Genomic DNA, 13,599 nt, shown 5'->3' with positions numbered 1-13,599 from the left:
ACCACGGGTAGCCTGTGCCGCGCTGCGCCGTGGATGGCGTCGTTGGGTCAGTGGTGCCCGTCGTGCTCGTGTCTGTGTCTATTTCCTGCTCCTGCGGGGGTGAGACTGCGGGGCGGCAGCGGATCGCATCGCAATAGAGTCGAGGCCGGATCTGGCTGACCGAGGATCGCCCAGTCGAGTTCCTGCAAGAGCGCTTGTGTGCCTCGTGTAAGGCGATTGGCGGGCCGCATGAGCGGCACGGCCAGCACCAGGCTGTTGTGGATGGTCGGCGGGCCGATGGGGGCATGCTGGAACTCGATTCCGGGCTCTCCGAGCGTGAGCGCGCTGCGGGGGAGGATGGTACATCCCACACCCTGCGAGACCAAGGCCAGCACGGTCTGCACTGCGCCAACCTCGGCTACTACCTGCAAGGCGATGCCACGGGGCCGTAGCACGTTGTCGATGAGGCTACGGATGGCGTAAGGGGCGCTGGGCAACACCATCGGATAGCCCTTGAGGGTGGGCAGGCCCACGCGCGAGGGCAGCTTCGGTGCTTCGGGTGGCGCCACGAGCAGCAGCGGCTCATGCATCAGCGGCTGGTACGAGAGCTGGGGTGAGGAGGGTGGATCGAAGAGCAGCGCCATGTCCAGCCGGCCCGCCAGCAGCCACTCGCGCAGGTGAAGGCTTAGCCCTTCCGATACGGTGATCACCGCGCGCGGGAAGCGTTCCCGGAAGCGCTGCACCAGCCGGGCGCTCATGCGAAGCGCCACCCGTGGGGGCAGGCCCACCGTGATCCGCCCCGAGGGGCTGGTGTGCAGGTCGCGAAGCTCCTCGCGGGCGCGCCGTGCCGTCTCGAGCATGCTGCGGGCGTGCACGAGCAGGGCATTACCCGCCTCAGTGAGCGACACACCACGCCCCGTGCGCACCAGCAGTCGTTGGCCGAGGTCGTCCTCTAGCAGGGCGACCTGCCGGCTCAGCGTGGGCTGGGCCAGGTTGAGCGTCACGGCGGCGCGGCTGAAGCTGCCGGCATCGGCCACCTGGACGAAATACTCAAGCTGCTTCAAATCCATAGAGAAAGAGCATATCTGCTATTGGAGCCATGCGCTTACGCTTGAGATGCCGGATGGACAGAATGCGCCCCATGACCACCGTACTTCCTTCGGGCGCCTGCAACGCACATTGTCATGTCTTCGGGCCGCGCGAGCGCTTCCCATATGCGGCCAACGCCAGCTTCGTGCCGGCCGTCGACGCTCCACGAGAAGCGCTTTATGCCCTGAACGACCGGCTGGGCCTGCATCGCTGCGTGGTGGTGCAGTCGGCCTGCCACGGTTTCGACAACACAGTAACCCAAGACGCGCTGGCCGGCCGGCCGGGTGCCTACCGCGGCATCGCCCTGTTGCCCACCGACGTGCCGGAGTCCGAGCTGAAACGGCTGGATGCAGCGGGCTTTCGAGGGGTGCGATTCAACTATATGCGCCACCTGGGCCGGCCCACACCGATCGACGAGGTGTTGCGGCTGGCCCGCCGATTTGCGCCGCTGGGCTGGCATCTGCAGTTGCATGGTGATCCTGGCATGCTGACCGAGCTGGCCCAAGCCATTGCCTCGGCGCCCGTGCCCGTCGTGATCGACCACATCGGCCGCATCGACGCGTCGCGTGGGCTCGACCAGCCCGACTTTAGCGTTTTGCGCCGCCTGCTCGACCACGACCACGTGTGGGTGAAAGTCAGTGGCATCGACCGCATCTCGGCCGAGGGGCCGCCCTATGCCGATGCGCTGCCCTTCGCTCGCGCTCTGGTGGCTGAGCAGGGGGACCGTGTGCTGTGGGGCAACGACTGGCCCCACCCGAATCACCGAGGACCGGTGCCTGACGAGGACCTGCTCGTGGCGCTGATCTACGAGATTGCGCCCACCGAAGCGGCGCGTCAGCGACTGTTGGTGGACAACCCACATCAACTTTATCGTTTCGGAGACGAGGCATGAAACGCCGATTTGAGAACAAGGTGGCCATCGTCACCGGTGCCGGCTGTGTGGGCGCGGGGTGGGGCAATGGCCGTGCGATCGCTTTGCGTCTGGCCGAGGAAGGCGCGCGCGTGCTGGCCGTAGACCTCGATGAGGCGCGTCTGGAAGAGACGCTGTCGCAGGCCGGTACCGCACGTGAAGCCATACGGCCCTGGATTTGCGACGTGACCAGCAGCAAGAGCGTGGCAGCGATGGCGGCTGCCTGCGTAGACGCCTTCGGCACCATCGACGTGCTCATCAACAACGTGGGGGGATCGGCGCCGGGCGGTCCGGTGGAGATGGCCGAGGAGGTGTGGGATGCGCAGGTCGACTTCAATCTAAAGAGCGTTTACCTCACCTGCAAGCATGTGCTGCCCACCATGCTGGCATGCGGCCGCGGTGCCATTGTCAACGTGGCGTCCACCTCCGGCATGCGCTGGACCGGCAGCGCCCAGGTGGCCTACGCGGCCACCAAGGCGGGGGTGATACAGCTTTCGCGTGTGGTGGCGGTGCAGTACGCCGCCCAGGGCATCCGCGTCAACACCGTGGTGCCGGGCCAGTTGCATACGCCCATGGTCAAGGCGCGACTGGCAGGCCAGCGTGCCGGTGGTGATGTTGATGCTTTGTTGGCCCAGCGCCAGAAGCGCATTCCCCTGGGATTCATGGGCGACGGCCGAGATACCGCTGCTGCCGCGCTCTTCCTGGCCAGCGATGAAGCCCGCTTCATCACCGGCACCGAAATCGTCGTCGACGGCGGCATGACCGCGCGTTGCGACTGACCCGCGCTTCCTTCACTTCCACGACAACGGAGACAGCAAGATGCTCAAGCGACACTTTCTCATCGCTGCGATGAGCCTGGCTTTGGGGGCTGGTGCCATGGCGCAGACCAAGACCACGCGCATCGTCGTGTCATTTCCCCCTGGCGGGCCGGTGGACTTCGTGGCGCGCGTGCTGGCCGAGCAGCTTGGAAAAGAATTGGGCCATACCGTCATCGTTGAGAACAAGGCGGGCGCCAACGGCGCGCTTGGCGCGCTCGAGGTGGCACGTTCCACCCCCGACGGCAGCAGTCTGTGGATCACCAGTGTGGGGGCGGCGGCCATCAACCCCGTGCTCTACGACAAGCTGACCTATGACATGACCCGCGACTTCGTGCCGGTGTCGCTGGTGGTGAACAACGTCGAGCTGCTGGTGGTGCATCCGAACAACCCGGCCAACACCGCAGCGGAATTCGTAGCCAACGCGAAGACCGCGAAGCAACCGATCTCGATGGCCTCGTCGGGTATCGGCAGCATTCCGCATCTGGCCATCGAGCAGCTCACCGATGCAACGGGCATCAAGGTCACGCACATTCCCTACCGCGGTGCGGCGCCGGCGATCACCGATGTGATGGGCGGGCAGGTCGACGGCTTCTTTGGTGACGTTCCCGGGCTGATCTCGCATGTACGCAGCGGCAAGCTCAAGCCACTGGGCCTGGCATCGGCCAGGCGCCATCCGGCCTTGCCGGGAGTGAAGACCCTGGCCGAGCAGGGCCTGCCTGGGGTGGACACGAACAACTGGTACGCGTTGTTCGCGCCGGCCAAGACACCACCCGCGGTGGTTGAGCAACTCAACCAGGCCGTGCGGCGGGCCCTGAAGACGCCTGCGCTGCATGACAAGCTGCTCAACATCGGCGCGGAGCCTGCTCCGTCCACGCCGGAGGAACTTGCCACCTTGTTGAAGCAAGACACCGACAAGTGGGGCAAGCTCATCCGAGCCAAGAACATCAAGGCAGAATGATGGGCGTGCGTGTACCGCTGGTGACTCCGGGAACCCGGCCCGAACTGGCCGAGATCGAAGCCCGCATCCTCGCCGAGCGCGGGCGCATTTCGCTGCTTTACCAGGTTTTGCTCAACAGCGCGCCCATCGCCTCCGGCTGGGAGCGCCTGCTGACGGCGGTACGCAACCAGACATGCGTGCCGGGCGACTTGCGCGAGCTGATGATCCTGCGCGTAGCGGTGCTCAACCGCGCCGCCTTCGAGTTCGACGCCCACGTCCCACATGCCCAGCGCGCTGGCGTGAGCGACGAGAAGATTGATGCCGTGCGCCAGCCGGGCATCGCTGGGCTTTTTACCGACGACGAGCGCTTGGTGCTGGAGCTCACCGATACGATGACGCGCCAGGTGCAGGTGCCGGACAGTCTGATGCATCGCCTGCAGGCGCGCTACGACGCCCGAAGCCTGGTTGAGGTGGTGGCCACGGTGGCTGCCTACAACATGGTGTCGCGCCTGCTCGTGGCCCTGAACGTGGAGCATTGAGTGGACGAGTCCCTGGACGAATCCGTGTGGTTGTTGCGCTTCCACTGCGGCGCCGACGACGCTGTTTTGGCCGAATTGCATGCCCTGGCGCCCAGCCTGGTTCTGTGCCGTGCGTTGGAGGGGCATGAGGTGTATGCCTACGCTGATTCCGAACGCGAGGTGTGTTCGCTAATGAGTCATCCGCTCACGGCGAGTGCCGAATCGACGCGCCTGAGGGTCACCCTGAGGCTGGATGGGGCCTCGAAGGGCCAGGTGGCGGCCTGGCGCTACGTGGTCGAGACCGATGTGCTGAGCGAAGCCGAGGCCGACCTCAATGCCTGGTACGACCACGAGCACCTGCCGGGGCTTGCTGCCGTGCCGGGCACTGTGCGGGCACAGCGCCTGCTCAACGAACAGGGCCACCCGCGCTACCACGCCTGCTATGACCTGGTCACATTGGAAACCTTCGGAAGCCCAGCTTGGCTGGCGGTTCGTGCCACGGCCTGGAGCTCGCGTGTGCGGCCATCTTTTCGCAACACCCGGCGCACAATGTTCCGTCGGATCTGAGTATGCATATGATGAATATGACTTAGTCAGTTCATCCGCTGGATGGATCCGGTTTGTCTCCGTAAAGTGGGCGATCCTATGCGACCCCTGAGGTCGCTCCCACGATGAAGCCGGCGTCACAGCCGGCCGGAGACAAGACCAATGGAAGTGTCCTTCAGCAAGGAAGTCCAGGCTTTGCGCCTGGGCGCAGGCCAGACGTTTCATGGCGAGGGCATCCTGGCCATCACCAAGGCGTTGCTGCAGTCGGGGGTGGCTTATGTCGGTGGCTATCAGGGCGCGCCGGTGTCGCACCTGTTGGACGTGATGGTCCAGGCCAAGGACTACCTGCAAGAGTTGGGCGTGCATGTGGAGGCTTGTTCGAACGAAGCCTCGGCCGCCGCGATGCTGGGGGCCTCCATTCATTACCCGCTGCGTGGTGCGGTGACTTGGAAATCCATCGTCGGCACCAATGTGGCGGCCGATGCGCTGTCGAACCTGGCCTCACCGGGGGTCCAGGGAGGGGCACTGATCGTCGTGGGCGAGGACTATGGCGAAGGCGCCAGTGTGATCCAGGAGCGCACGCATGCCTACGCGCTGAAGTCCACGATGGTGATGCTCGATCCGCGCCCGCAGCTGGCTGCGATGGTGCGTCTGGTGGAAGAGGGGTTCGCCTTGTCGGAGGCCTCCAACATGCCCGCGTTGTTGGAGTTGCGCATCCGGGCCTGCCATGTGCGCGGCCGCTTCGAGTGCAAGGACAATATCCCGCCGCCGGTGTCGATGCGGCATCTGATCGACGAGCCGGCGGCTTTCGACTACATGCGACTGGCGCATCCGCCAGTGACGTTCCGCCATGAGAAGCTCAAGGTGCAAGAGCGCATCCCGGCGGCGCGCCGCTACATCGCCCAACACCGGCTCAATGAATGGTTTGCCGGCCGGCGCCATGAGGTGGGTCTGATCGTCCAAGGTGGGCTGTACAACGCCTTGATCCGCGCGCTGCAACAGCTGGGTCTGGCCGATGGGTTTGGCAGCAGTCAGCTGCCCATTCTGGTGCTCAATGTCACCTATCCGTTGGTGCCTGAGGAAATCGCGCGTTTTTGCGCCGGCAAGCGCGCCGTGCTGGTGCTCGAGGAAGGTCAGCCCGAATACATCGAGCAAGACATCGCGAGCCTGCTGCGCCGCTGTGAGGTTCGCACCCCGTTGCACGGGAAAGACTTGTTGCCGGCTGCTGGCGAGTACACGGTCGAGGTGATGACCGAGGGGCTGTTGGCCTTCGTGTCCCGCTACCTGCCCGATCATGCGGTGGACGATGCCCGAGCTTGGCTGGAGGGCAATGCCAAGCGTCGGCAAGATGTCGCGCAGCAACTGGGCTCGCCGCTGCCTCCCAGGCCGCCGGGCTTTTGTGTGGGCTGCCCTGAGCGGCCGGTGTTTGCCGCGCTCAAGCTGGCGCAGCAGACCGTGGGGCCGGTGCACATCGCCGCGGACATCGGCTGCCACGCGCTGGCCACTTTCGAGCCGTTTTCCTCGGGCCATTCCATCTTGGGATACGGCCTGAGCCTGGCCAGTCGGGCAGGTGTGTCGCCCGTGATGAGCCGCCGCGTGCTGTCCATCATGGGCGATGGAGGGTTCTGGCACAACGGTTTGCTCACCGGCGTGCAAAGTGCACTGTTCAATGGCGACGATGCGGTGCTGCTCATCATGAAGAACGGCTATACCTCGGCCACTGGCACGCAGGACATCATTTCCACCCCTGACGAGGAGGTCAAGGCTCGCGCCGAAGACAAACAGCAAAGCCTGGTCGATCGCAACACCACGATCGAATCGACTTTGCGGGGTTTGGGGGTGCAATGGATGCGCACGGTGCACACCTACCATGTCGATGCGATGCGCAAGACCTTGCAAGAGGCATTGACCACCGACTTTGCCGGCCTGAAGGTGATCATCGCCGAAGGGGAGTGCCAGCTGGAGCGTCAGCGCCGCATCAAGCCCTGGATCGCGCAATTGCTCAAAGCCGGCCGCCGTGTGGTGCGTGTGAAGTACGGCGTCGATGAAGACGTGTGCTCGGGCGATCATGCCTGCATTCGTCTGTCGGGCTGCCCGACGCTCACGCTCAAGGACAGTCCCGACCCGTTGAAGGTGGACCCGGTGGCCACCGTGATCGACGGCTGCGTGGGCTGCGGCTTGTGCGGGGCCAACGCGCATGCGGCCACGCTGTGCCCGTCGTTCTATCGCGCCGAGGTGGTTCGCAACCCGAAGTGGCACGAGCGGCTGCTGGCAGCCGTGCGGCTCACCACCCTGCGCTGGTTGCAGCCCGCCTGAGCGCGGTGCTTGCGCAGGTTTCATCTCATTCCACCAAGAGGAGACACCCCGATGAAAATCTCGATCTCGCAGACTGGATGGACCCGTCGTGTCGTGTGCGCGATGCTGTTGGGCATGGCGGCAGGGCCTGTATTGGCGCAAGACTATCCGACCCAACCCATTCGGATGATCGTGAGCTTCCCGCCCGGGGGCGCGGCCGATGTGATCGGCCGCGCCATCGCCACCGGGCTGAGCGAAGCGTTCAAGCAAAACGTCATCGTCGAGAACCGGCCCGGCGCCAATGGCAACATCGGTGCGGATGCGGTGGCCAAGTCCGCGCCCGATGGCTACACCTTGCTGATGAGCTCGGGCGGCACGATCACGGCCAACCCGTTCCTGTTCAGCAAAATGCCTTTCGACCCCGAGAAGGACCTCATTCCGGTGGCCTCGGCAGCCGTCGTGCACCCGTACCTGGTGGTGCATCCTTCGTTGCCGGTCAACACCGTGCAGGAATTCATCGCCTATGTGCGCGCCCACCCAGGCAAACTCAGCTACGGCTCGGCGGGTATTGGCAGCTCGCTGCATTTGGCCGGCGAGATGCTCAAGCGGGACGCGAAGATCGAGGCCACGCATGTGCCCTACCGTGGGGCGGCGCCAGCGCTGAACGATCTGCTGGCCGGACAAGTGCATTTCATGTTCGATTCCGGACCTGGTCTCAAACATGCCCAGGCCGGCAAGCTCAAGCTCTTGGCCGTGGGCAGTGCGCAGCGTTCGCCGCAGGTGCCGCACGTGCCGACGTTGGCCGAGTCCGGCCTGCCGGGCTTCGATGCGGACACGGTGTTTGGCGTCTATGCCCCGGCCGGCACGCCGACGGCCATCGTCAACAAACTCAATGCGGAAATCAACAAGGTGCTGCGCACTCCGCAGGCGGTGGCGGCCATCCATGCCATCGGGGCAGACATCCTGACCATGAGCGTCAGCGAGTTCGTCGAGCGGCAGCGTGCCGAGCGGGCTCGAATGGGCGCTTTCATCAAACAGGCCGGCATCAAGCTCGATTGAGGGATCGATGACTCAGCTGCCCGATGCGTGTGCCGATCGTCCGATCACCGTGCTGATCTGTGCCCTGGGTGGGGAAGGCGGTGCCGTGCTCTCGCAGTGGCTGTTCGAGACCGCACTGCATTGCGGCCACAGCGCGCAGAGCACGTCCATCCCCGGCGTAGCGCAGCGCACTGGTGCCACCACCTACTACCTGGAGATCCACCCGCGGCCCGACGCCGAGCTGGGCGGACGCCACCCGGTCTTCAGCCTGAACCCGGTGCCTGGCGCCTTGGACTTGCTGGTGTCTTCCGAGTTGCTGGAGACGGTGCGCCAAATCGGCTTGGGCATGGTCAGCCCTGATCGTACGATGGTGATCAGCTCCAGCAGCCGCACGCTGACCGTGGCCGAGAAGATGCCGCTGGGCGACGGACGGGTCAAAGCCGCGCAACTGCTGGCCATGGTGCAGCGCTACAGCCGCGAAGCGCGGGTCTTCGACATGGCGGCGCTGGCCGAGCAGTGCGGCACGGTGATCAGTGCCGTGCTGCTGGGGGCGGTGGCCGCCAGTGGTCTTTTGCCGTTTGCCCGAGACGCCTACGAAGCGGTGATTCGCGCTTCGGGCAAAGGGGTCGAGGCGAGCCTGCGGGGCTTTGCACAGGCTTACGACCGGGTGGCGACCGAGCGTGCGCAGCAGGCCGCGCTGCTGCAGGCGGCCGAGGCGGGAGTGCGATCGGCCGCGCCAGCGGTGTTGCCCGCGGCGCTGGCGCAGCGTTTTCCTGCCGCCACCCACGAGATGGTCGGCGCAGGCCATGCCCGCATGCTCGAGTACCAGGATGCGGCCTATGCGGCCTTGTACGTCGAGCGCCTCGACCGGGTGCTGCAGGCCGAACGCAGCGTCGATCCCGAAGGCACCCATGGCTGGTCCATCACCCGCGAAACCGCGCGTTACCTGGCGCTGTGGATGGCTTTCGACGACATCGTGCGCGTGGCCGATCTCAAAAGCCGCGCCAGCCGCCTGCAGCGTGTGCGCCGCGAGGTGAAAGCCGCCGAAGACGAGCTGGTCTATGTGTATGACCATTTCAAACCCGGCGTCAACGAACTGGCCGCCTTGCTGCCGCAGGGCCTGGCCGATCGGTTGTTGCGGTGGGAGCAGCGCCGCTTGGAAGCGGGCAAGGAGCCCCTGGCCCTGCCACTGAAGGTCGGCGCCCACACCCTCAGCGGTATGTTGGCCCTGCGGGTGCTGGCCAGTTTGAAGCGGCTGCGTCGCTGGGGCAGCCGCTACCGGCAAGAGCAGCTCCTGATCGAGCGTTGGTTGGACAGCGTGGAACGAGGCACGCGTGCGTCGTGGGCCTTGGGGCACGAGATCGCACAGTGTGGCCGGCTCATCAAAGGCTATGGGGCGACCAACGAACGTGGCAAGCACAACCTGCGGCATGTGCTCGATCACTTGGCAGCATCGTTCGATCGGCCCGAGCCATGTGTCGAGGCGATCCGGGCGGCCCGCGAGGCGGCTCTGCGGGACGAGTCCGGCAAGGCTCTGGACCAAGCCTTGGTACGGCATGGTGCACCGCCGCGTCCGGCGCAGGCCCAGCCGATCCGGTGGTACAAACGTCGTCCTGTGTCTTGAAATCGCTCTGATCATGAGCCGCATCCACCATCTGCCCATCCATGTCGAATTCGGTGACTGCGACCCTGCGGGCATCGTCTGGTTTCCCAACTTCTTCCGATGGTTCGACGCCGGCTCGCGGCGCTTTTTCATCGCTTGTGGCGTGCCTCCTTGGAAGGAGCTGGAAAAGACCACGGGCATCATTGGGACCCCGCTGGTGGACACTCAGGCGCGTTTCGTGCGGCCGGCCAGCTATGGCGATGAGATCGTGGTGGAAACACAGATTTCGCACTGGCGCACCAAGAGCTTCGTGATGCAGCATCGCATCCTGCGCGGTGAGGAGTTGCTGTGCGAATGCACCGAGGTGCGTGTGTTTGCGCAGCGCACCGGCGACGATCCGCACGCCATCCGGGCCGTGCCCATTCCGGACGACATCCGCGCCTTGTGCGGCTGAAGCCTCAGGCCGCCGCGGTGGCCAGCGCAGCGCGCACGTCTGGCACGATGTTGTGGGCGCCCAGCTCGGCGGCAAAGCCTGAACGTTCCATCAGGCCGCGTGGCTGCTCGTTCAGATGGCACAGCACCAGGCGCACGCCGCGGCGTTGCAGACTGCGGTGCAACTGCTGCAGTGCATCCAATCCCGTGGTGTCCATGGAGATGAGGCGCTGCATGTCCAGCACCAGCACCTGCGTGTTGGGGCGCAGGTGCTGAGCGATGGCCTCCACCTTGGCCACGGCGCCGAAGAAGAGCGAGCCGTACAGCGTGATCAATTGCACCGTGCCGGGCGCATCGGCAGGCAGTGCCACCGCCTCGACGCGAAACAGCGTGCTCATGCGGTAGATGAAGAAAATGCAGGCCATCACCAGACCGACTTCCACCGCCACGGTGAGGTCGAACACCACCGTGAGGACGAAGGTGCCCACCAGCAGTACGCGGTAGAGCATCGAGAACTGGCGTAAGCGCACGAACTCGTGCCATTCGCCCATGTTCCATGCCACGTAGAGCAGGATCCCGGCCAAAGCCGAAAGTGGCACGTGTGAGGCCAGTGGCGCGGCCACCAGCACCACCGCCAGCAGTGTGAGCGCATGCACCATGCCTGCCACCGGACTGGTGGCGCCGGAACGGACGTTGGTGACCGTGCGTGCAATCGTGCCGGTGGCCGGAATACCGCCGAAGAATGGCACGACCATGTTGGCCACGCCCTGTCCCATCAATTCCTGATTGGGGTCGTGGCGAGGACGGTCGCTCAGGCTGTCGGCCACCCGTGCACACAGCAGCGATTCGATCGCGCCGAGCATGGCAATCGTGAGCGTGGGGATGAACAGTTGGCGGATGCCATCCCAGGAAAAGGCTGGCCATTGCGGGCTGGGCAGGGTCTGAGGGATGCCGCCGAAGCGCGAGCCGATCGTCTCCACCGACAGGCCGAACAGCGCGGTCGATGCCGTGGCCAAGCCCAACGCGACGATGGTCCCAGGCAGACGGGCCACCGCCTTCAACATGCGCTGCGCAGGTGAGTGCGCGACGGCGGGCAGGGCATACAGCTTCGGCCAGAGGATGACGATGGCCAGGCACCCCAGGCCGATGCACAGGGCGATGGGGTTGAAGCTGTCCAGATGATGGGCCAGCGTGCGGATTTGGCTGAAGAAGTCGGCCGGCAGATGCTCGATCTTCAGGCCGAGCAAATCCTTGACTTGGGATACAGCGATGAGTACCGCGATGCCGTTGGTGAAGCCGATGACGATGGTGACTGGGATGTAACGCACCAACACGCCCAGCTTGAACAAGCCCATCAAGAACATCAGGGCCCCCGCCAACACGGTGGCGATGAGCAGGTTGCCCAGGCCGTAGCGCTGAACGATGCCATACACGATCACGATGAAGGCGCCGGCCGGCCCACCGATCTGGACGCTGGAGCCGCCCAACGCCGAGATGAGAAAGCCGGCGATGATCGCGGTGATGAGGCCTTGCTCAGGCTTGACGCCAGAGGCGATGGCAAAGGCCATGGCCAAGGGCAGCGCCACCACGCCCACGGTCAGGCCGGCCGAGATGTCTTGGACGAAGCGTTGGCGGTTGTATTGCCGCCAATCATCGAGGAGACGGGGGCGGAAGGATGCGAGTTCGATGCCAGCGGGAAGCCGTAAACCCATGATTGTGTTCGCCGTGACGGATGGATTCGCAGCAGTCTCGTGACAATCATCGAATGCGCGTGGCGGCCCAGTCAAGCCTTGGTGAGCATCGTGCGGCCGCGCCGCGCCAGGATGAGGTAGGCTTGCCGACTGTCGGCAATTTTCCCGGGAGTCTTCGCTGATGAGCCTGCCAGCCTGCTTCGATGATCCACGCGCCCTGTTGCGCCACTTGCTGGAGGTGGCGATCGCACGGGCCCAGCCCGAGCGGTGTTTGCAAGGACGGTTGCCGCCTGTGCCGCGTGGCCGCACGCTGGTGCTGGGCGCAGGCAAGGCCGGCGGTGCGATGGCCGCGGCCGTCGATGCCCTGTGGCCGAAGGATGCGCCGCTCAGTGGCTTGGTGGTGACGCGCTACGGTCATGTGCCCCCGGCCTATCGGGCCTCGCCCGGGCGGATCGAGGTGGTCGAGGCGGCGCATCCCGTGCCCGATGCGGCCGGGCAGGCTGCGGCGCAGCGCATCATGGAGCTGACCCGTGGGCTGACGGCTGACGACCTGGTGCTGTGTCTCATCTCCGGCGGCGGTTCGGCCTTGCTCAGCGCGCCAGCGCCGGGCTTGTCGCTGCAAGACAAGCAGGACATCAATCGCGCGCTGTTGAAAAGCGGGGCCTCGATCGACCAAATGAACTGCGTGCGCAAGCATTTGTCGGCCCTCAAAGGGGGCCGGCTGGCCGCGTTGTGCGCGCCGGCCCGGGTGGTCACGCTGGTCATCTCCGACGTGCCTGGCGACGACCCCAGTGTGATCGCCAGCGGCCCCACGGTGCCCGATGCGACGACCTGTGCCGAGGCCTTGGCCATCGTGCGGCGCTATGGCATCGCATTGCCGGCCGGCATCGAGTCCGCCTGGGCGCGCGGCGAACTGGAAACTCCCAAGCCCGGCGATCCGATCTTCGAGGGGCATGAGGTCCACCTGATCGCCACCCCGCAGCAGGCGCTGGAAGCGGCGGCCGAGGCCGCGCAAGCACTGGGTGTGCAGGCCCACATCCTCAGCGATGAAATCGAGGGCGAATCGCGTGTGGTCGGGCAAGTCCATGCGGCTTTGGCTCGCCAGGTGGCGCGGCGCAACCAGCCGTTCGCGCGGCCGTGTGTGCTGCTGTCTGGTGGTGAGACCACGGTCACGGTGCGCAGCGCCGGTGGGCGCGGTGGCCGGGCGACCGAGTTTCTGTTGGGAACCGCCTTGGCCCTCCAGGGGCAGCCGGGCGTGTACGTGCTGGCGGCCGACACCGATGGCATCGACGGCGTGGAGGACAACGCCGGCGCGATCGTGACTCCCGATACCTTGGCGCGCGGCCAGGCCTTGGGGCTCAACGCGACAGAGGTGCTCGATCGCAACGATGCCTATCGCTATTTCGAGGCGTTGGGGGACTTGGTCATCACTGGGCCCACGTACACCAATGTCAACGACTTCCGGGCGATCTTGGTTGCGTGATCGTGCGCAGACTTGAACTTTTTCGCTGCAGCCCCATCTGAGGGGGCGGATCGTCACGTCACGGTTTCTGAGCTGTCTTGCATGGCCATGAATCCGATACGCATCTCACCGCCGTTGCGGCCCTGTGGCCTCATGTCCGAGGCCGTGCGCGCCGGGCCGCCCTGAGGCGGCCCGCCAAGGTCCCGAGGCGCCCAACGGGCGCCGAACTCCCATCCATCCAGCCCGCCGGGGGTGCATGGCGCTGCCCGGCGCGAACTCGT

At 65.5% G+C, this 13,599-nt stretch carries 12 protein-coding genes; 10 read left to right on the top strand and 2 right to left on the bottom strand.

The genetic code is table 11. The features are described 5' to 3' along the window. Positions 1-47: 47 nt before the first annotated feature. Positions 48-1,049 carry a LysR family transcriptional regulator gene (locus CTA01S_RS09175; protein ID WP_084362377.1) on the bottom strand — a complete coding sequence of 334 codons (1,002 nt, stop codon included), beginning with the start codon at positions 1,047-1,049 and terminating at the stop codon, positions 48-50. A 71-nt stretch (positions 1,050-1,120) separates the two neighbouring features. Between CTA01S_RS09175 and CTA01S_RS09170 the strand changes: the two genes are divergently transcribed. The 9 genes from CTA01S_RS09170 (at position 1,121) to CTA01S_RS09130 (ending at position 10,187) form a co-directional block, all read left to right on the top strand. Next, on the top strand, positions 1,121-1,960 hold the full coding sequence (locus CTA01S_RS09170; protein WP_062194801.1) for an amidohydrolase family protein: 840 nt from the start codon (positions 1,121-1,123) through the stop codon (positions 1,958-1,960). After that, the gene (locus CTA01S_RS09165) at positions 1,957-2,757 is read left to right on the top strand and encodes an SDR family NAD(P)-dependent oxidoreductase (RefSeq protein ID WP_062194797.1); all 801 of its coding nucleotides are present in this window, start codon (positions 1,957-1,959) and stop codon (positions 2,755-2,757) included. Before CTA01S_RS09170 ends, CTA01S_RS09165 begins: the two co-directional genes overlap by 4 nt. Before the next feature lie 40 nt (positions 2,758-2,797). After that, positions 2,798-3,754, top strand: coding sequence for a Bug family tripartite tricarboxylate transporter substrate binding protein (locus CTA01S_RS09160; RefSeq protein ID WP_062194794.1), 957 nt, complete (start codon positions 2,798-2,800; stop codon positions 3,752-3,754). Beyond that, entirely contained in the window at positions 3,751-4,272 is a 522-nt protein-coding gene (locus tag CTA01S_RS09155) for a carboxymuconolactone decarboxylase family protein (RefSeq protein WP_084362376.1), read from the top strand. Before CTA01S_RS09160 ends, CTA01S_RS09155 begins: the two co-directional genes overlap by 4 nt. Then, the gene (locus tag CTA01S_RS09150; RefSeq protein WP_232301032.1) at positions 4,273-4,818 is read left to right on the top strand and encodes a DUF4286 family protein; all 546 of its coding nucleotides are present in this window, start codon (positions 4,273-4,275) and stop codon (positions 4,816-4,818) included. Between the two features lie 141 nt (positions 4,819-4,959). Next, a complete protein-coding gene (locus CTA01S_RS09145; RefSeq protein WP_062194789.1) occupies positions 4,960-7,113 on the top strand; it encodes a thiamine pyrophosphate-dependent enzyme in 2,154 nt (717 codons plus the stop codon). Positions 7,114-7,164: 51 nt separating this feature from the next. Beyond that, positions 7,165-8,151: a Bug family tripartite tricarboxylate transporter substrate binding protein gene (locus CTA01S_RS09140; protein ID WP_062194786.1), complete on the top strand. Its 987-nt coding sequence runs from the start codon at positions 7,165-7,167 to the stop codon at positions 8,149-8,151. Between the two features lie 7 nt (positions 8,152-8,158). Next, positions 8,159-9,754, top strand: coding sequence for an indolepyruvate oxidoreductase subunit beta family protein (locus CTA01S_RS09135; RefSeq protein ID WP_062194782.1), 1,596 nt, complete (start codon positions 8,159-8,161; stop codon positions 9,752-9,754). 13 nt (positions 9,755-9,767) lie between these two features. After that, complete coding sequence (locus tag CTA01S_RS09130; RefSeq protein WP_019561951.1) at positions 9,768-10,187, top strand: acyl-CoA thioesterase; 420 nt, start codon at positions 9,768-9,770, stop codon at positions 10,185-10,187. Positions 10,188-10,191: 4 nt separating this feature from the next. On the opposite strand, the gene CTA01S_RS09125 is transcribed toward CTA01S_RS09130, so the two are convergent. Next, positions 10,192-11,877 carry a SulP family inorganic anion transporter gene (locus CTA01S_RS09125; RefSeq protein ID WP_062194780.1) on the bottom strand — a complete coding sequence of 562 codons (1,686 nt, stop codon included), beginning with the start codon at positions 11,875-11,877 and terminating at the stop codon, positions 10,192-10,194. A gap of 160 nt (positions 11,878-12,037) precedes the next feature. Here CTA01S_RS09125 and CTA01S_RS09120 point away from each other — a divergent pair, with 160 nt between their 5' ends. Continuing rightward, positions 12,038-13,339: a glycerate kinase type-2 family protein gene (locus CTA01S_RS09120; protein ID WP_062194778.1), complete on the top strand. Its 1,302-nt coding sequence runs from the start codon at positions 12,038-12,040 to the stop codon at positions 13,337-13,339. Positions 13,340-13,599 lie beyond the last annotated feature (260 nt).

Source organism: Caldimonas taiwanensis NBRC 104434 (assembly GCF_001592165.1).
Taxonomy (GTDB): Bacteria; Pseudomonadota; Gammaproteobacteria; order Burkholderiales; family Burkholderiaceae_C; genus Caldimonas; species Caldimonas manganoxidans.
The sequence above is the reverse complement of the archived record's forward strand: the minus strand, read 5'-3'. Positions and strand labels throughout refer to the sequence as shown.